The organism is Streptomyces lacaronensis (assembly GCF_047337785.1).
Taxonomy (GTDB): domain Bacteria; phylum Actinomycetota; class Actinomycetes; order Streptomycetales; family Streptomycetaceae; genus Streptomyces; species Streptomyces lycopersici.
Genome location: NZ_JBLHDK010000003.1, coordinates 7,453,928 through 7,475,048 on the forward strand (window position 1 = coordinate 7,453,928; position 21,121 = coordinate 7,475,048).

Annotated in this window: 2 protein-coding genes; both read left to right on the forward strand. The window is 73.8% G+C overall.

All coding sequences use genetic code 11. The annotated features are described in order from the left end of the window. Positions 1-48 precede the first annotated feature (48 nt). Positions 49-5,052 carry a type I polyketide synthase gene (locus ACMTAK_RS32190; RefSeq protein WP_461773826.1) on the forward strand — a complete coding sequence of 1,668 codons (5,004 nt, stop codon included), beginning with the start codon at positions 49-51 and terminating at the stop codon, positions 5,050-5,052. A gap of 260 nt (positions 5,053-5,312) precedes the next feature. Continuing rightward, positions 5,313-21,074: a type I polyketide synthase gene (locus ACMTAK_RS32195; protein ID WP_413809413.1), complete on the forward strand. Its 15,762-nt coding sequence runs from the start codon at positions 5,313-5,315 to the stop codon at positions 21,072-21,074. Positions 21,075-21,121 lie beyond the last annotated feature (47 nt).

Genomic DNA, 21,121 nt, shown 5'->3' on the forward strand with positions numbered 1-21,121 from the left:
CATCCGGACCCCCCGACGATCAAGAGCATTGCGAATAGGTGAACGTCCATGGCGACTGCGAACGAAGCCAAGCTCCGCGAATATCTGAAGAAGGTCACCACCGACCTCACCGCCGCCCACCGGCGGTTGCAGGAGGCCGACGACCAGGCCCATGAGCCGATCGCCATCGTGGGCATGAGCTGCCGCTTCCCCGGAGGTGTCAGCACCCCCGAGGAGCTGTGGCAGCTCATGGCCTCCGGCGGCGAGGCGCAGACGGAGTTCCCGGCCGACCGCGGCTGGGACCTGCGGAACCTGTTCGACTCCGACCCGGACACCCCGGACACCACCTACACCCGCGAGGGCGGGTTCCTGGGCGACGCCACCCGGTTCGACGCGGCGTTCTTCGGGATCTCGCCGCGTGAGGCCATGGCGATGGACCCGCAGCAGCGGCTGCTGCTGGAGACGTCGTGGGAGGCGTTCGAGCGGGCAAGGATCGACCCCGCGTCCCTGCGCGGCAGCCGGACCGGTGTCTTCGCGGGCATGAACGCCTCCGACTATCTGACGGTGGCACTCGACGCCGAGGACGACTTCGGCGGCCACCTCGGCACCGGCAACGCCGGCAGCGTCGTCTCCGGCCGGCTCTCCTATGTGTTCGGCCTGGAGGGCCCGGCCGTCACGGTGGACACGGCGTGCTCCGCGTCGCTGGTGGCGCTGCATCTGGCCGTCCAGTCGCTGCGGCTGGGCGAGTGCTCGCTCGCCCTGGCGGGCGGCGTCCATGTGATGTCCACGCCGGGTCTGTTCATCGAGTTCAGCCGTCAGCGCGGACTGTCCGAGGACGGCCGCTGCAAGGCGTTCTCGGCGGACGCCGACGGCTTCGGCCCGGCCGAGGGCGTGGGCGTCCTGCTGCTGGAGCGGCTCTCGGACGCCCGCCGCCTGGGCCACACGGTACTGGCCGTGGTGCGCGGCTCGGCCGTCAACCAGGATGGCGCGTCCAACGGTCTGACCGCGCCCAACGGACCGTCCCAGCAGCGCGTCATCCAGCAGGCGCTGGCCAACGCGCGGCTGTCCGCGGGCGATGTGGACGTCGTCGAGGCCCATGGCACGGGCACCTCGCTGGGCGACCCGATCGAGGCGCAGGCGCTGCTTGCCACCTACGGCCAGGACCGGCCCGAGGAACTGCCCCTGCTGCTCGGTTCGGTGAAGTCCAACATCGGCCACACCCAGGGCGCCGCGGGCATCGCCGGGGTGATGAAGATGGTGCTGGCGATGCGGCACGGGGTGGTCCCCGAGTCGCTGCACATCGCCGAGCCGTCCCCGCACATCGACTGGTCGTCGGGGAAGATCGCGCTGGTCAGGTCGGCCACGCCGTGGCCCGAGACCGGCCGTCCGCGCCGTGCGGCCATCTCCTCCTTCGGCTTCAGCGGTACCAACGCGCACACCATCGTCGAGCAGGCTCCCGCCGAGGAGCCGGGCCCGGTCGAGCTGGTGTCCAAGCAGCCGGGTGTGCTGCCGTGGGTGCTGTCCGGCAAGAGCGAGGCGGCGCTGCGCGCCCAGGCGTGGCGGCTGCTGGACCGGCTCCACGACGAACCGGCGCTGCGCACCGTGGACATCGGCCTGTCGCTGGCCACCACCCGCTCCGCGCTGGACCACCGCGGTGTGGTCCAGGGCCGGGACCGCGAGGAGCTGATGGCCGGGCTGACCGCACTCGCCGAGGGCGGCATGGCGGCCGGGGTGGAGCGGGGCGCCGTGGTGGCCGGGCAGACGGCGTTCGTCTTCCCCGGACAGGGGTCGCAGTGGGTGCGGATGGGCGTGGGGCTGATGGACGCCTCGCCCGTCTTCGCGGCCCACATCGAGGAGTGTGCGGCGGCGCTCGCGGAGTTCACCGACTGGTCGCTGGTGGATGTGTTGCGCGGCGCGGAGGGTGCGCCCTCGCTGGACCGGGTGGATGTGGTCCAGCCGGTGCTGTTCGCGGTGATGGTGTCGCTGGCCGAGCTGTGGCGTTCGCTGGGCGTCGTCCCGGCCGCGGTGATCGGCCACTCGCAGGGTGAGATCGCGGCGGCGTGTGTGGCCGGAGCCCTGTCGCTGAAGGACGCGGCCCGTGTGGTGGCGCTGCGCAGCCAGGCGATCGGCCGGGTGCTGGCGGGCAAGGGCGGCATGGTGTCGGTGGCGCTTCCGGTGGCGGACGTGCGGGAGCGGATCGCGCCGTGGGGCGAGGAGCGGATCTCGGTGGCGGCGGTCAACGGCCCGTCGTCGGTGGTCGTCTCCGGTGAGCCCGAGGCGCTGGATGAGCTGGTGGCCGCGTGTGAGGCGGACGAGGTGCGGGCGCGCCGGGTGCCGGTGGACTACGCCTCGCACTCCGCGCAGGTGGAGCTGCTGCGCGAGGAACTGCTGGAGCTGCTGGCGCCCGTACAGCCGAAGAACGCCGAGGTGCCGTTCCTGTCGACGGTGACGGGGGAGTGGGCCGAGGGTCCGGAGCTGGACGCCGAGTACTGGTTCACCAACCTGCGGCGCACGGTTGAGCTGGAGGGCGCGGTCCGGCGGCTGCTGGACGAGGGCTTCGGGGTGTTCATCGAGTCCAGTGCCCACCCGGTGCTGACGATGGGTGTGCAGGAGACCGCCGAGGACGCCGGTGTGGACGCGGCCGCGATCGGCTCGCTGCGCCGTGACGAGGGCGGCCTGGACCGCTTCTGGGCCTCCGTCGGCGAGGCGTGGTCGCGCGGTGTGGCCGTGGACTGGGACGCGTTTTTCGACGGCACCGGCGCGCGCCGGATCGAGCTGCCCACGTACGCCTTCCAGCGGCAGCGCTACTGGCCCGAGGCCGCGCAGGCGAGGGCGGCCGGGGAGAGCGGGCACGACGCCGTGGAGGCGAAGTTCTGGGCCGCCGTGGAGGCCGAGGACTGGCAGGCGCTGGCCGCCGAGCTGACGGTCGAGGGCGATCAGCCCATGAGCGCCGTCCTGCCCGCCCTGGCCTCCTGGCGCAAGCAGGCCCGTGAGCAGTCCACGGTGGACGGCTGGCGCTACCGCGTGACGTGGAAGCCGCTCGCCGAGGAGCGGTCCGCGCGGCTGACCGGCGCGTGGCTCGTCGTCACCCCGGCCACCGAGGACACCTGGACCGACGCCGTGGCCGGTGTGCTCGCCGAACGCGGCGCCGACGTACGGCGGATCGCCGTGGACACCGCCATCGACGGCCGGGAGGAGCTGGCCGGGCGGCTGCGCACCGCGCTCGCCGAAGCCGCTGCCGAAGCCGGAGCCGAAGCCGGAGCCGACGGCGCCGCGTTCGCCGGAGTGGTGTCGCTGCTGGCCCCGGCCCAGGGCGCACACCCCGAACACGCCTCCCTGCCCGCCGGAACGGCCGCCCAGCTCGCGCTGGTCCAGGCCCTCGGCGACGCGGGAATCGGCGCGCCGCTGTGGTGCCTCACGCAGGGCGCCGTCTCCGTGGGCGGCACCGACCGCCCGGCCGCGCCCGAACAGGCCCTCGTCTGGGGCCTGGGCCGGGTGGCCGCGCTGGAGCACCTGGAGCGCTGGGGCGGTCTGATCGACCTGCCCGACACGCCCGACGAGCGCGCCCTGACCCGGCTGGTGGGCCTCCTCGCCTCCCACGGCGACGACGACCAGGCCGCGATCCGTACCACGGGCGTCTTCGGGCCCCGCCTGGTGCGCGCCCCGCTGGCCGACACCGCCGCCGTACGGGCCTGGCAGCCGACCGGCACCACGCTGGTCACCGGCGGTACGGGACGGCTCGGCGCCCAGGTCGCGCGGTGGCTGGCCCGCAACGGCGCCGACCATCTCGTCCTGGCGAGCCGCAGGGGCCCGGACGCGCCCGGTGCGGTCGAGCTGGAGGCCGAGCTGGCCGGGCTCGGCGCCAAGGTCACCCTCGCCGCGTGCGATGTGACCGACCGCGCCGCGCTCGCCGACACCCTCGCGGCCATCCCGGCCGACCAGCCGCTGACGGCCGTCGTGCACACCGCCGCCGTCATCGACGACGGGGTGATCGAGGGGCTGACCCCCGATCAGGTCGAACGGGTGCTGCGGCTCAAGGTGGACGCCACGCGCCATCTGCACGAGCTCACCCGGGACCTGGACCTGACCGCGTTCGTGCTGTGCTCGCACTTCTCCGCCACCTTCGGCGCACCGGGGCAGGGCAACCAGGCGCCCGGCAACGCCTTCCTGCACGCCTTCGCCGAGCAGCGCCGCGCCGACGGGCTGCCCGCCACCGCGCTGACCTTCGGCCCGTGGGGCGACGGCTCAAGCGTGGACGGCGCCGTGGGCGACCGGATGCGCCGCCACGGCATCAACGAGATGGCGCCCGAGCCGGCCACCGCCACGCTCCAGCACGCGCTGGACCGGGACGAGACCGCGCTGACCGTCATCGACATGGACTGGCGGCGCTTCACCCTCGCCTTCACCGCCGACCGGCCGCGTCCGCTCCTGCACGACCTGCCCGAGGCCCGCGAGGTCGTCGAGGAGATGGCCGCGGCCGAGACCGACGACGCGGGCACCGCCGGTGCGGCCCTGGCCGGGCAGCTCGCGGGCCTGCCGGAGACCGAGCGGGAGCGGGTGCTGCTGGATCTGGTGCGCAGCGCGGTGGCCGCCGTGCTGGGCCACTCCGGCGCCCAGGCCATCGAGGCCGGGCGGGCCTTCAAGGAGCTGGGCTTCGACTCGCTGACCGCGGTCGAGCTCCGCAACCGGCTGGGCGCCGCGAGCGGGCTGAAGCTGCCGCCGAGCCTGATCTTCGACCACCCGACCCCGGCCGCCGTGGCCGCCTATCTGCGGGCCGGGATCGCGCCCGACGAGGCGGCCGACGGCACGGCGGTGCTCGAGGAGCTCGACAAGCTGGAGTCCGCGCTCACCGGCACCGCGCCCGACAACATCACCCGGGCCCGGATCACCATGCGGCTCCAGTCGCTGCTGGCGAAGTGGAACGAGTCGGACGGCACAGCGGTCACCGCCGAGCCCGCCGCCACGGCCGCGCCGGAGCGCCCGGCGAAGGACACGGTGGACGCCGGGCAGCTCCAGTCGGCCAGTGACGAAGAGCTCTTCGCATTCATCAACAAGGGCCTCGGAAGGGCTTGACGAGAATTTCGCTATTGACGTCGTATCCGATGTCGGCCAGGATTTTCTCTATCCTTCAATAGAGTTTCGAAATACCGGGTTGCCCCCTATCGCTCCTTGGGTATCCAGGGGGTCATAGGGGGCCTCTAGGGGTTGTTATGAGGGTTAGTTCTTACATAGCCTCTCAGCGAGAAGTCGACTGATTTGGTTGTTGGTTACCGGCTCCCGTTGAGGATCTGTGGAGCATTTCCGATGCCGTCTGCCGTAATTGGATTGCGTAAATGGCGAATGAAGAGACGCTGCGGGACTACCTCAAGCTGGTAACGGCGGATCTGCACCAGACTCGCCTCCGCCTGCAAGAGGCCGAGGCGAAGAACCACGACCCCATCGCCATCGTGGGGATCGGCTGCCGTTATCCCGGAGGCGTCCAGTCGCCCGAGGACCTGTGGCGCATCGTCAGCGAGGGCGTCGACGCGGTCAGCGAATTCCCGCTGGACCGCGGGTGGAACGTCGACACGATGTACCACCCGGACCCGGACCACCCCGGCACCAGCTATGTGCACGAGGGCGGATTCGTCGACGGCATAGCCGATTTCGACCCCTCCCTGTTCGGCATCAGCCCCCGGGAAGCGCTCGGCATGGACCCGCAGCAGCGGATGCTGCTGGAGACGTCCTGGGAGGCGTTCGAGCGCGCCGGAATCGACCCGGTCGCGGTGCGCGGCCGGCAGATCGGCGTCTTCGTCGGCACCAGCAATCACGATTACCTGGGCGCGATCCTCAGTTCCCATGAGAACTTCGAGGGCTACTTCGGCACCGGTAACGCCGCGAGCGTCGCCTCCGGCCGCCTTTCCTACACCTTCGGTTTCGAGGGCCCGGCCGTCACCGTCGACACCGCCTGCTCCTCCTCACTGGTGGCGCTCCACCTCGCCGTCCAGGCGCTGCGCAACGGCGAATGCTCGCTCGCCCTCGCCGGCGGCGCGACCCTGATGTGCGCGCCCGGCGTCTTCGTCGACTACAGCAAGATGCGCGGACTGGCCCTCGACGGCCGCTCCAAGCCCTTCGCCCCGGAGGCCGACGGCTTCTGCCTGGGCGAGGGAGTCGGCATGCTGCTCGTCGAGCGGCTGTCGGACGCCCAGCGCAAGGGCCACCCGGTGCTCGCCGTGGTCCGTGGCTCCGCCGTCAACCAGGACGGCGCCAGCAACGGCCTCACCTCGCCCAACGGCCCCTCGCAGCAGCGCGTCATCCTCCAGGCGCTGGCCAACGCCCGGCTCAGCCCCGACCAGGTGGACGCCGTCGAGGCCCATGGCACCGGCACCGCCCTCGGCGACCCGATCGAGGCGCAGGCGCTGCTCGCCACGTACGGTCAGGGCAGGCCCGAGGGCAAGCCGCTGCTCATCGGCTCCATCAAGTCCAACATCGGCCACGCCCAGGCGGGCGCCGGCGTCGGCGGCATCATCAAGATGGTCATGGCGATGCGGCACGGTGTGCTGCCCCAGACCCTCCATCTCACCGAGCCCACCCCGCATGTCGACTGGACGGCCGGGGACGTCGAACTGCTCACCGCCCCCCGCGAGTGGGGCAGGGACCCCGAGGGCGCCACCCCGCGCCGCGCGGGCGTCTCGTCGTTCGGCATGAGCGGCACCAATGTGCACACCATCCTCGAGGAGGCCCCGGCCTCCGCGGCCCCCGTCGGACACACCGAGGGCGGCGAGCCGGAGCGGGCCGAGCCGCCCCTCGTCCCGGTCGTGCTGTCCGGCAAGAACGAGCAGGCGCTGCGCGCCCAGGCGCTCCGGCTGCGGACCCATCTGGCCGCCCACCCCGGCCACCGCCTCGCCGACATCGGCTACTCCCAGGCCGTCACCCGCGCCGCCCTCGACCGCCGCGCCGCGGTCGTCGCCGCCGACCACGACGAGCTGCTCGCGGGCCTCGACGCGCTCGCCGAGGGCCGCCACCACCCCGAGGTGACCGAGGGTCTCGCCGCCGAGGGCAAGGTCGCGTTCCTGTTCACCGGGCAGGGCAGCCAGCGGCTCGGCATGGGCCGGGAGCTGTATGCGGCCTACCCGGTGTTCGCCGAGGCGCTGGACGCGGTCTGCGCCCAGCTCGACCGCTTCCTCGACCGGCCGCTGAAGGACGTGCTGTTCGGCGACGACGCCGCCACGCTCGACCGGACCGGCTACACCCAGCCCGCGCTGTTCGCCGTCGAGGTGGCCCTCTTCCGCCTCGTCGAATCCTGGGGGCTGCGGCCCGACTTCCTCTCCGGCCACTCCATCGGCGAACTCACCGCCGCCCATGTCGCCGGGGTGCTCTCGCTCACCCACGCCTCCGCCCTGGTGGCCGCGCGCAGCCAGCTGATGCAGCAACTCCCCACCGGCGGCGCGATGATCGCGGTGCAGGCGGCGGAGGACGAGGTGACGCCGCTGCTCACCGAGCGGGTGTCCATCGCCGCCATCAACGGCCCGACGTCGGTCGTCATCGCCGGTGACGAGGACGCGGCGCTGGAGATCGCGTCCGGTTTCGAGGAGCGGGGCCGCAAGACCAAGCGGCTCACCGTCAGCCACGCCTTCCACTCCCCGCACATGGACGGGATGCTGGAGAACTTCCGTCAGGTGGCCGAGCGGCTGACCTACGAGGCTCCGAAGATCCCGATCGTCTCCAACCTCACCGGCACCCTGGTGAGCGCCGACGAGATCACCACGCCCGAGTTCTGGGTCCGCCACGTCCGTGAGGCCGTCCGCTTCCTCGACGGCGTGCGCCGCCTCGAGGACCACGGCGTGACCACGTATCTGGAGCTCGGCCCCGACGGGGTGCTCTCCGCCATGGCTCAGGAGTGCGTGAGCGGCGGCCGGAACCGCACGTTCGCCTTCCTGCCCGCGCTGCGCTCCGGCCGCCCCGAGCCCCGCACCCTGAGCAACGCGCTCGCCCAGGCCCACGTCCGCGGCCTGCCCGTGGACTGGGCCACGTACTACGCGGGCACCGGCGCCCGCCGCGTCGAACTGCCCACCTACGCCTTCCAGCGGCAGCGCTACTGGCCCGCCAACCCCTTCTCGTACGGCGCCGACTCCGCCGCCGCCGAGGCCGCCGCACCGGCCGTGGCCGACGCCCGGTTCTGGGAGGTCGTGCACAGCGAGGACCTGGCCGCCCTGGTCGACACCCTCGGCCTCGACGGCGACCAGCCCCTCAGCGAGGTGCTGCCCGTCCTGTCCGCATGGCGCCGGCAGAGCCACGTCGACACCACCGTGGACGGCTGGCGCTACCGCGTCACCTGGACACCGCTGCCGCAGACCCCGGACAAACCGCTCACCGGCACCTGGCTCGTGGTCACCCCCGAGGGTCACGACGACGACCCCTGGGTGGCGGAGCCGCTGCGGCTGCTGGCCGAACGCGGCGTCACCGTCCACCGGATCGACGTCGACGGCGCCGCCGCCGACCGCGCCGCCCTCGCCGAGCGGATCCGCACCGCCCTGAGCCCGGACCCGGCGGAGGAGGCACCGACCTCCGACGGGGTGGTCTTCGACGGGGTGCTCTCCCTGCTCGGCCTCGACGAGCGCCCGCACGACCCGCACCCCTCCCTCACCGCCGGACTCGCGGGCACCCTCACCCTCGTCCAGGCCCTCGGCGACGCCGACCTCGACGCCCCGCTGTGGGCCGCCACCCGCGGCGCGGTCTCCGTCGGCCGCTCCGACCGGCTCACCAGCCCCGAACAGGCCCAGATCTGGGGCCTGGGCCGCACCGCCGCCCTTGAACACCCCGAGCGCTGGGGCGGTCTGATCGACCTGCCCGAGACCGCCGACGACCGCGCCCTCGGGCGGCTCGCCGACATCCTCGCCGGGCCCGACGGCATCAGCGGCGAGGACCACCTCGCCATCCGCCCGCAGGGCATCCATGTCCGCCGTCTGGCCCGCGCCCCGCACCACGAGACCACCGATGACGGCTGGACCACCCACGGCACCGCGCTGATCACCGGCGGCACCGGCGCCCTCGGCGGCCATGTGGCCCGCTGGCTCGTGGCCCACGGCGCCCAGCACATCCTGCTCACCAGCCGCCGTGGCCCCGACGCGCCCGGCGCCGCCGAGCTGCGGGACGAACTCACCGCCCTCGGCGCCCAGGTGACCGTCGCCGCCTGCGACACGGCCGACCGCGACGCCCTCGCCGGGCTGCTGGCGACCGTCCCCGCGGACCTCCCGCTGACCACGGTCGTGCACGCCGCCGGAGTGCTGGACGACGGGGTGCTCGACGCCCAGACCCCGCGGCGCATGGCCGATGTGCTGCGCGCCAAGGCCGACTCCGCCCGCCATCTGCACGAGCTCACCCGCGGCCTCGACCTGTCCGCCTTCGTGCTCTTCTCCTCCATGGCCGCCACCTTCGGCGCCGCCGGACAGGCCAACTACGTGGCCGCCAACGCCTACCTCGACGCGCTCGCCGAACAGCGCCGCGCCGAGGGCCTGCCCGCCACCTCGATGGCCTGGGGCGCCTGGGCCCACGGCGGCATGGCCACCGACGAGCTGGTGGCCGAGCGGCTCCGGCAGTCCGGGCTGCCCGCCCTCGCCCCCGAACCGGCCACCGCCGCGCTGGGCGCCGCGCTCGACCTCGACGAGACCTTCTCCCTCGTCGTGGACATCGAATGGGACCGTTTCGCACCCGGCCTCTCCGGCCACCGCCCGAACCCGCTGCTCGCCGACCTCTCCGAGGCCAAGCGCGCGATCGAGGCGGCACGCACCGCCACCGGCGGCCCCGCCATCCCCGGCCGGTCCACGTCGCTGGCCCAGCGGCTGACCGACGCCGGGACCGACGAGGAACGCGACCAGATCGCCCTGGACTTCGTCCGCACCCAGGTGGCCGTCGTCCTCGGCCACCCCGGACCGGACTCGGTGGAGCCCAGCCGCGCCTTCCGCGACCTCGGCTTCGACTCGCTGACCGCGGTCGAGATCCGCAACCTGCTCTCCACGCTCACCGGGCTCAAGCTGCCTGCCACCATCATCTTCGACTACCCCACCCCGACCGCCCTCGCCGACCACCTCCAGGCCGAACTCATCGGCTCGCGCCCGACCGTGACCGGTGCGTCGTCGGTGGGCGTGGCACTGGACGACGACCCCATCGCGATCGTCGGCATGAGCTGCCGCTTCCCCGGCGGTGTGCGGTCGCCGGAGGAGCTGTGGCGGCTGCTGGCGTCCGGTCAGGACGCGGTGACGGGCTTCCCCGCCGACCGCGGCTGGGACCTGGAGACGCTGTACGACCCGGAGGGCGCGGGCGAGCACACCAGCTACGTCGGCGAGGGCGGATTCCTCGCCGACGCCGCCGAGTTCGACCCCGTCTTCTTCGGCATCTCGCCGCGCGAGGCCCTGGCCATGGATCCGCAGCAGCGGATGCTGCTGGAGACGTCGTGGGAGGCGTTCGAGCGGGCCGGGATCGACCCGACCACGCTGCGCGGGCAGCAGGTCGGCGTGTTCGCCGGTACCAACGGCCAGGACTATCTGCCCGTGATCCTCTCCGCCCCCGATGGCTCGGAAGGCTTCATGGGGACGGGTAACGCGGCCAGTGTGATGTCGGGCCGGGTGTCGTACGCGCTGGGGCTCGAGGGTCCGGCGGTGACGGTGGACACGGCCTGCTCTTCGTCGTTGGTGGCGTTGCACTGGGCGATTCAGGCGTTGCGTGCGGGTGAGTGTTCGTTGGCGTTGGCCGGTGGTGTGACGGTGATGTCGACGCCGGGTTCGTTTGTGGATTTCAGTCGTCAGCGTGGGTTGGCGGCGGATGGTCGGATCAAGGCGTTCGCGGCGGGTGCGGATGGCACCGGTTGGGGTGAGGGTGTGGGCATGCTGCTCGTGGAGCGGCTGTCGGATGCCCGGCGCAATGGTCATGAGGTTCTGGCGGTCGTGCGTGGCTCGGCCATCAACCAGGACGGTGCCAGCAACGGTCTCACCGCGCCGAATGGTCCCTCGCAGCAGCGGGTGATCCGGCAGGCGCTGGCGGGTGCGGGGTTGTCGGCGTCCGAGGTGGACGCGGTCGAGGCCCACGGCACGGGCACCAAGCTGGGTGACCCGATCGAGGCGCAGGCGCTGCTGGCCACGTACGGCCAGGACCGCGAGGAGGGCCGACCGCTGTGGCTGGGCTCCATCAAGTCCAACTTCGGCCATACGCAGGCCGCGGCCGGTGTCGCCGGTGTGATGAAGATGGTGCTGGCCATCCAGCACGGACTGCTGCCGCAGACCCTCAACGTCGATGAGCCCACCCCGCATGTGGACTGGTCGACGGGCGCGGTCGCCCTGCTGACCGAGGCGCGGGAGTGGCCGGAGACCGGCCGTCCGCGCCGGGCCGCGGTGTCCTCGTTCGGCATCAGCGGCACCAACGCGCACACCATCATCGAGCAGGCGCCCGTGTACGCGGACGAGACCGAGGACGCGGCGCCCGCCGCCGCGCCGCGGTCCGGCGCCCCGGCCACCTGGCTGCTCTCCGCCAAGTCTCCCGAGGCCCTGCGCGACCAGGCCGCACGGCTGCGCGCCCACCTCGACGAGCGCCCCGAACTGGACGCCACCGACGTGGCGTTCACACTCGCCACGCGCCGTACCGCCTTCGAGGAGCGCGCGGCGCTCGTCGCCGAGGACCGGGACGGGCTGCTGTCCGGCCTCGCGGCGCTCGCCGAGGGCCGTACGGCGGCCGGGCTCGCGCGGGGCTCGGTGGCCGGTGGCAAGGTGGCGTTCCTGTTCACGGGGCAGGGAAGTCAGCGGCTGGGGATGGGGCGTGAGCTGTACGACGCCTTCCCGGTGTTCGCGGACGCGCTGGACGAGGTGTGCGCGCACCTGGACGGGCACCTGGAGCGGCCGCTGCGGGAGGTGCTGTTCGGGGACGACGCCGAGGCGCTTGATCGGACGGGGTTCACCCAGCCCGCGCTGTTCGCGGTCGAGGTGGCGCTGTTCCGGCTGGTCGAGGCGTGGGGTCTGAAGGCGGACTTCCTGTCGGGGCACTCGATCGGTGAGCTGGCGGCGGCCCATGTGGCGGGTGTGCTCTCGCTCGCCGACGCGGCGAAGTTGGTCGCGGCGCGTGGCCGTCTGATGCAGGAGCTTCCGGCCGGTGGCGCGATGATCGCGGTGCAGGCGTCGGAGGACGAGGTGGCGCCGCTGCTGACCGAGCGTGTCTCGATCGCCGCGCTCAACGGGCCCACTTCCGTCGTCATCGCGGGTGATGAGGACGCGGCTCTGGAGATCGCTTCCGGTTTCGAGGCGCGGGGCCGTAAGACCAAGCGCCTCACCGTGAGCCACGCGTTCCACTCCCCGCGTATGGACGGGATGCTGGAGGCGTTCCGCGAGGTGGCGCAGGGGCTGTCGTACGAGGCCCCGCGCATCCCGATCGTGTCCAACCTCACCGGCACCGTGGTCTCCGCCGAGGAGATCACGACCCCCGAGTTCTGGGTGCGCCACGTCCGCGAGGCCGTCCGTTTCCTCGATGGCGTACGGGCGTTGGAAGCCCAGGGCGTCACCACCTACGTCGAGCTGGGCCCCGATGGTGTGCTCACCGCCATGGCCCAGGACTGCGTGGCCGACTCCGAGGCCGACGCCGCCTTCGCCGCCGTGCTGCGCAAGGACCGCCCCGAGGCCGAGGCGCTGCTGTCGGCCGTCGCGCGGGCGCATGTGCGTGGCGTGGCGGTGGACTGGGCGGCGTACTACGCCCGTACCGGCGCCGCGCAGGTCGCGCTGCCCACGTACGCCTTCCAGCGGCAGCGCTACTGGCCGAAGGTCTCGTCGCTGTTCCTCGGTGACGTGGCCGCGGTCGGGCTGGGCGAGGCCGAGCATCCGCTGCTCGGCGCCAGCGCCGAACTGCCGGACGCGGACGGGATGCTGTTCACCGGACGGCTGGCGCTGTCCACCCACCCGTGGCTCGCGGGCCACACCATCCTGGACACGGTGCTGCTGCCCGGTACCGCGTTCGTGGAGCTGGCGATCCGCGCGGGTGACCAGGTCGGCTGTGACTACCTGGAGGAGCTGACCCTCGAGGCGCCGCTGGTGCTGCCCGCGCAGGGCGGTGTCCAGCTGCGGCTCTCGGTCGGTGCGGCCGACGAGGCGGGCCGCCGTCCGCTGTCGCTGCACTCCCGGCTGGAGAGCCTGCCCGCCGAGGAGCCGTGGACCCGGCACGCCGCCGGTGTCCTGGCGTCCGGAGGCCGTCCGGAGGCGTCGTTCGAGCTGAGCGCGTGGCCCCCGGCGGGCGCGACCGAGGTGGAGCTGGACGGCCGCTACGAGGGCCTGCTGGACATCGGCTTCGCCTACGGCCCCGCGTTCCAGGGGCTGCGCAGGGCGTGGCAGCGCGGCGGCGAGGTGTTCGCCGAGGTGGCGCTGGACGAGGAGACGGCCGAGGAGGCCGCCGCGTTCGGGCTGCACCCGGCGCTGCTGGACTCCGCCCTGCACGCCATCGGCATGGGCGGCCTGGGCAACACGGGCGGCGAGGGGCGGCTGCCGTTCGCCTGGACCGGCGTGTCGCTGTACGCGAGCGGCGCTTCGGCGCTGCGGGTGCGTCTGGCTCCCGCGGGCACCGACGGTGTCCGGCTGGAGATCGCCGACACCACCGGCGAGCCCGTCGCGGCTGTCGAGACGCTCGGGCTGCGCCCGGTCTCGGCCGAGCAGATCCAGAGCGCTCGCACGGCCTACCACGAGTCGCTGTTCCGCCTGGAGTGGGCGACCACGGCCGGGCTCGCCGACGCGGCCGGGGCGGACGTTCCTGCCGACGGCCGGTGGGCGGTGCTGGGCGCCGATCCGCTCGGGCTCGGGACCTCGGCGTACGGGGACCTGGAGACGCTGGCCGGGGCGGTCGCCGCGGGCACCGCGCCCGCGCCCGCGTACGTCGTCGTGTCGCCGTCCGCCGAGGTCGGTGAACAGGTGGCCCGCGGGGCGCACCGCGCCGCCGCCGCGGCGCTCTCCGTCGTCCAGCGGTGGCTGGAGGAGGAGCGGTTCGGGGACGCCCCGCTGGTCGTGGTGACCCGTGGCGCGGTGGCCGTCGAGGACGGCGAGCCGGTGGCGGATCTGGCCGGTGCGGCCGTCTGGGGTCTGCTGCGTTCGGCACAGTCCGAGAACCCGGGCCGCTTCGTGCTGGTCGACACCGACGGTGCGGACCAGTCGCTGCGGGCGCTGCCCGCCGCTCTGGCCTCGGGCGAGCCGCAGTTGGCGATCCGCGCGGGCGCGGTGTCCGTGCCGCGGCTGGCGCGGGTGGCCGTGGAGCCGGAGGGCGACGCGGCCCGGGGCCTCGACCCCGAGGGCACGGTGCTGGTGACCGGCGCGTCCGGTTCGCTGGGCGGGCTGGTGGCCCGGCATCTGGTGGCCGAGCGTGGCGTACGGCATCTGCTGCTGGTGAGCCGTCGTGGCGAGCAGGCCCCTGGTGCGACCGAACTCACCGCCGAGCTGGTCGAGTTGGGCGCCGAGGTGGCGTGGGCGGCGTGTGATGTGGCCGACCGGGCCGCGCTTGCCACGGCCCTCGCCACCGTCCCCGCCGAGCATCCGCTGACCGCTGTCGTCCACACCGCCGGTGTGCTGGACGACGGTGTGATCGGCTCCCTCACCTCCGAGCGCGTCGACCACGTCATGCGCCCGAAGGTGGACGCGGCCTGGAACCTCCATGAGCTGACCCGCGAGCTGGATCCGGCGGCCTTCGTGCTGTTCTCGTCCTCCTCCGGTGTGTTCGGCGGCCCGGGGCAGGGCAACTACGCCGCCTCCAACGCCTTCCTGGACGCCCTCGCCCGCCACCGGGCCACCCAGGGCCTGCCCGCCACCGCGCTGGCGTGGGGTCTGTGGGCTGGGGCCGGTATGGGCAGCACCCTGGACGAGGCCGACATCGCCCGGATGCGGCGCGCCGGACTGCCGCCGCTGCCGGTGGCGGAGGGCCTTGCCCTGCTCGACACCGCGCTGACCGTCTCCGAGGCGTCGCTGGTGCCGATGCGGGTGGACCTCGCGGCGCTGCGCACCCAGGCCGCCAGTGGCGCCGTCTCGCCCCTGTTCCGCGGTCTGGTGCGGATCCCGGCGCGGCGCGCGGTGGACGCGGTCGCGGCGGGCGGCGAGTCCGGCCTTGCCGGACGGCTCGCCGGGCTGTCCGAGCCCGAACAGGAGCGGCTGCTGCTGGACCTGGTCCGGGCGCAGGTGGCCACCGTGCTCGGCTACGCCGGTGCGGAGACCATCGGCTCCGGGCGGGCGTTCAAGGAGCTGGGCTTCGACTCGCTGACCGCCGTCGAGCTGCGCAACCAGCTCAACGCGGTCACCGGGCTGCGGCTGCCCGCCACGCTCGTCTTCGACTACCCGGACCCGCAGGTGCTGGCCCGCCATCTGCGGACCGAGCTCGTCGGCGAGCGGTCCCCGGTGGGGCACACGCCGGTGCCGGTCGTGGCCGCCACCGACGACGAGCCGATCGCCATCGTGGCGATGAGCTGCCGCTACCCCGGCGGGGTCACCACCCCCGAGGAGCTGTGGCAGCTGCTCGCCGCGGGCGAGGACGGCATCTCCCGCTTCCCGGACAACCGTGGCTGGGACCTCGAGGCGCTCTACGACCCGGACCCGGAGACCCAGGGCACCTCCTACGCCCGCGAGGGCGGGTTCCTGCACGACGCCGCCGAGTTCGACCCGGCGTTCTTCGGTATCTCGCCGCGTGAGGCACTCGCGATGGACCCGCAGCAGCGACTGCTGCTGGAGACCTCGTGGGAGGCGTTCGAGCGCGCCGGGATCGATCCGCTGTCCGTCCGCGGCAGCAGGACCGGTGTGTTCGCGGGCGTCATGTACCACGACTACGGGTCCCGGCTGCACGCCGTCCCCAGCGAGGTCGAGGGCTACCTCGGCACCGGCAGCTCCAGCAGCGTGGTGTCCGGCCGCGTGGCGTACACCTTCGGCCTGGAGGGCCCGGCCGTCACGGTCGACACGGCCTGCTCGTCGTCGCTGGTCGCGCTCCACCTGGCCGCGCAGGCGCTGCGCCAGGGCGAGTGCTCGCTGGCGCTGGCCGGCGGTGTCACGGTGATGTTCACCCCGGGTACGTTCATCGACTTCAGCCGCCAGCGCGGCCTGGCCAGGGACGGCCGCTGCAAGTCGTTCGCGGCGTCCGCCGACGGCACCGGCTGGGGCGAGGGCGCGGGCATGCTGCTCCTGGAGCGGCTGTCGGACGCCCGTCGGCACGGCCACGAGGTGCTGGCGATCGTCCGTGGCTCGGCCGTCAACCAGGACGGCGCGTCCAACGGTCTGACCGCGCCCAACGGCCCGTCCCAGCAGCGCGTCATCCGCCAGGCCCTCGCCAACGCCCGCCTGACCACCGGCGAAGTGGACGTGGTCGAGGCGCACGGCACGGGCACGACGCTGGGCGACCCGATCGAGGCGCAGGCGCTGCTGGCCACGTACGGCCAGGAGCGCGACGCGGAACAGCCGCTGTGGCTGGGCTCGGTGAAGTCCAACCTGGGCCACACCCAGGCCGCCTCCGGTGTCGCCGGTGTCATCAAGATGGTGCTGGCCATGCGCCACGGTCTGCTGCCGCGGACGCTGCACGTGGACGAGCCGTCACCGCATGTGGACTGGTCGGCGGGGGCGGTGTCGCTGCTGACCGAGGCGCGGGAGTGGCCGGAGAGCGGCCGTCCGCGCCGGGCCGCGGTGTCCTCGTTCGGCATCAGCGGCACCAACGCCCACGCCATCATCGAGCAGCCGCCCGCCCCCGAGCCGGATGAGCCCGCGGCGCAGCCCGAGGCCCTGCCGTATGTGCCCGTGCTGCTGTCGGCCCGTACCGAGGACGGTGTGCGGGCCCAGGCGCGGCGGCTGCGGTCGCGGATCGCCGCCGAGCCCGGGGCCTCCCTCACCGACCTGGGCTTCTCGCTCGCCACGACCCGCGCCGCGCTGGAACACCGCGTCGCCCTGGTGGCCGAGGGCCATGACGAGGCGCTGGGCGCGCTGGACGCGCTGGCGCGCGGTGAGCACCCGGCGCAGGCGCTGCGCGGGGTGGCCACCGAGGGCAAGGTGGCGTTCCTGTTCACCGGGCAGGGCAGCCAGCGGCTCGGCATGGGCCGTGAGCTGTACGGGGCGTTCCCGCGCTTCGCGGAGGCGCTGGACGAGGTGTGCGACGCGCTGGACCCGCATCTCGAACGGCCGCTGAAGACCGTGCTGTTCGGCGAGGACGCCCAGGCCCTGGACCGCACCGCAGTCACCCAGCCCGCGCTGTTCGCCGTCGAGGTGGCGCTGTTCCGGCTGGTCGAGGCGTGGGGGCTGAAGGCGGACTACCTGTCCGGCCACTCCATCGGCGAGCTGGCCGCCGCGCATGTGGCGGGCGTGTTCTCGCTCGCCGACGCGTGTGCGCTGGTCGCGGCCCGTGGCCGTCTGATGCAGGAACTGCCCGCCGGTGGCGCGATGATCGCCATCCAGGCGTCCGAGGACGAGGTGGCGCCGCTGCTCACCGACCGGGTGAGCATCGCCGCCCTCAACGGCCCGAACTCCGTGGTCGTCGCGGGCGACGAGGACGCGGCGACGGAGATCGCCGCGTCGTTCGAGGCGCAGGGCCGTAAGACCAAGCGGCTCACCGTCAGCCACGCCTTCCACTCGCCGCACATGGACCCGATGCTCGCGGACTTCCGCAAGCTGGCCGAGGGCCTGACCTTCAACGCCCCGAAGATCCCGCTGGTGTCCTGCCTCACCGGCACCGTGGTCTCCGCCGACGAGATCCGCCTGCCGGAGTTCTGGGTGCGCCACGTCCGCGAGACCGTCCGCTTCGTCGACGGTGTCCGCACCCTGCGCGAGCAGGGCGTGACCACGTATCTGGAGCTCGGCCCGGACGGGGTGCTGTCCGCGATGGGCGAGGACTGCCTCGCCGAGACGGAGACCGGGACCGGGGCCGGGACTGGGACCGGGACTGGGACTGGGACGGGGACCGACGGTGGTGTGGACACCGACGCGGTGTTCGTCCCCACCCTGCGCGGTGGCCGCCCGGAGGCCCAGGCGCTCGCCACTGCCCTCGCCCACGCCCATGTCCGCGGCGCGGCCCCGGACTGGGCCGCGGTCTACGGCGGGCGCGGCGCCCGCCGCGTGGCGCTGCCCACCTACGCCTTCCAGCGCCAGCGCTACTGGCTCGACGTGGGCATCTCCGTCGAGGACGTGATCTCCGCGGGTCTCGACACGGCCGACCACCCGCTGCTGGGCGCGGCGGTGGAACTCCCCGACACCGGTGGCTTCGTGTTCACCGGACGGCTGTCGCCGCTGACCCACCCCTGGCTGGCCGACCACGCCGTCATGGACACCGTGCTGCTGCCCGGCACCGCCTTCGTGGAACTCGCGCTGCGCGCCGGTCACGAGGCGGGCTGTGACACGGTCGAGGAGCTGACCCTCCAGGCCCCGCTGGTCCTGCCCGAACGGGGCGCCGTCCAGCTGCGGCTGGAGCTCGCGGCGGCCGACGAGGCCGGGCGGCGCCCGCTGACCCTGCACTCCCGCCGGGAGGACGTGCCCGCCGACGAACCGTGGATCCGCCACGCCACCGGCTTCCTCGCCCCGAGCGGCCAGGGCGCCCCGGACGAGCAGGTGGACCTGAGCGCCTGGCCCCCGGCCGACGCGACGGCCCTGGCGACCGAGGAGTTCTACGAGGGCGCGGCCGCCGCCGGACTCGGCTACGGCCCGGTCTTCCAGGGGCTGCACGCCGCCTGGCGGCGCGGCGAGGAGCTGTTCGCCGAGATCCGGCTGCCCCAGGGCTTCGAGCCGCAGGCCGCCGCGTACGGGGTGCATCCGGCGCTGCTGGACGCCGCCCTGCACACCCTCGGCCTCGACCCGGACGGCGCGGGCGGCGAGGGCGCGCGGCTGCCGTTCGCCTGGACCGGCGTACGGCTGCACGCCGGGGGCGCCGCATCGCTGCGCGTACGGCTGCGGCCCGGCGCCGACGGGGTGTCGCTGCACCTCGCCGACGGCACCGGTACCGCGGTGGCCACCATCGACGGCCTGGTGCTGCGCCCGCTGGCGGCCGAGCAGCTGGACGCCTCGCGCGCCGCGCACCACGAGTCGCTGTTCCGCCCCGAGTGGGCGGCCCTGTCCGCGTCCGGCACCGACATCCCGCTCGGCGAGCGCTGGGTGACCCTCGGCGCCGCCACCGGCTTCACCGTCGGCGGCGAGCGGCTGGACGACCACGCGGACCTCGCGGCGCTCGCCGCCGCCCTCGACGGTGGCGCGTCCGCCCCCGACGTGGTCGTGGCGCCCCTCACGGGCGCGGCGTCCCTCACCGCGACCGGCGGCGTGGCGCCTCTCACCGGGACCGGCAGCGTGGCGCCTCTGCGCGTGACCGACGGCGCGGCGTCCCTGCCTGCCACGGACGGTACGGTTCCCCTCACCGCCCCCGGCGGCATCGCGTCCGTGCCCGACGCGGCGAGGGCCGCCGCCCGGGACGCCCTGGACCTGGTCCAGAACTGGCTGAACGAGCAGCGGCTCGCCGACGCCCGTCTCGTCCTCGTCACCCGTGGCGCGGTCGCGGCGGCACCCGGCGAGGACATCGCCGACCTGGCCCACACCACCGCGTGGGGCCTGGTGAAGTCCGCGCAGTCGGAGAACCCCGGCCGCTTCGTCCTGGTGGACACCGACGGCACCGACGCCTCCCAACGGGCCCTGCCGTCGGTGCTCGCCACCGACGAACCGCAGCTCGCCCTGCGCTCCGGCACCGGCCACGCCTACCGGCTCGCCCGGGTCCCGGCCCTGGCGGACACCCCCGAGCCGACCGGACTCGGCGACCCGGAGGGCACCGTGCTGCTGAGCGGCGCCACCGGCGCCCTGGGCGGACTCTTCGCCCGCCACCTGGTGGCGGAGCGCGGCGTACGGCATCTGCTGCTGGTCAGCCGACGCGGTGGCGAAGCCCCGGGCGCGGACGGACTCGCCGCCGAACTGGGCGCGTTGGGCGCCGAGGTCACCTGGGCGGCCTGTGACACCGCCGACCGGGACGCCCTCGCCGCCACCCTCGCGGCCATCCCGGCGGAGCACCCGCTGACCGCCGTGGTGCACACCGCGGGCGTCCTGGACGACGGAGTGATCAGCTCGCTCACCGGTGAGCGGATCGACACCGTACTGCGTCCCAAGGTGGACGCGGCGTGGAACCTCCACGAGCTCACCCGCGAGCTGGACCTGGCCGCGTTCGTGCTCTTCTCCTCGGCCGCCGGTGCCTTCGGCAGCTCGGGACAGGGCAACTACGCCGCGGCCAACACCTTCCTGGACGCGCTCGCCCAGCACCGCCACGCCCAGGGCCTGCCCGCGAGCTCCCTCGCCTGGGGCCTGTGGGCCACGGCCGACGGCATGGCCGGAAGCCTCGGCACCTCCGATGCCACCCGCATCTCGCGCGGTGGTTTCGCGGCGCTCGGACAGGACGAGGGCCTGGCGCTGTTCGACGTGGCGGGCACCCTGCCCGAGGCCGCGCTGGTACCGATCCGTATCGACACGGGCGCACTGCGCGGCCAGGCCGCCGCCGGGCTGCTGCCGCCGCTGCTTCGCGGCCTGGTCCGCACCCCCGTACGGCGCTCCGCCGACACCGGGGCCACCTCCGGTGTCGTGGCCGACTCGGGTGCGGGCTCGCTCGCGACACGGCTCGCCGGGCTCTCGGAGACCGAACGCGACCGCGAGCTGCTGGAGGTCGTACGCGGCCATGTGGCGGCCGTCCTCGGCCACGCCACCCCGGACGACGTGGACGCCGGCCGCGGCTTCCTCGACCTCGGCTTCGACTCGCTCACCGCCGTGGACCTGCGCAACCGACTGGGCGCCGCCGCCGGGCTGCGCCTGCCGGTCACGCTGATCTTCGACTACCCGACGCCCACCGCGCTCGCCGGGTATCTGCGCGAGGAGCTGGGCTTGGACGGCGCGGCCGGACACCAGCCCGTACACGCGGAGCTCGACAAGCTCGAGGCCATCCTCGCCACGATCGCCCCGGACGATCTCGATCGCCCCGGTATCACCACCCGCCTGCGCGACCTCCTGTCGAAGTGGAATGAAACGCAAAGTGCTACGGACAGCACCGCAGAAGACCGTGAAATCCAGTCCGCGACGGCAGACGAGATCTTCGATCTCCTCGATGACGAGCTCGGGCTCTCCTGACCTGCTCCACAAGAGCTCATCGACTCACCTCAGCACCGCGGGGACGG

Coding starts and splice junctions, on each gene's coding strand:
- ACMTAK_RS32190 (WP_461773826.1), top strand. CDS start 49: ATGGCGACTGCGAACGAAGCCAAGCTCCGCGAATATCTGAAGAAGGTC.
- ACMTAK_RS32195 (WP_413809413.1), top strand. CDS start 5,313: ATGGCGAATGAAGAGACGCTGCGGGACTACCTCAAGCTGGTAACGGCG.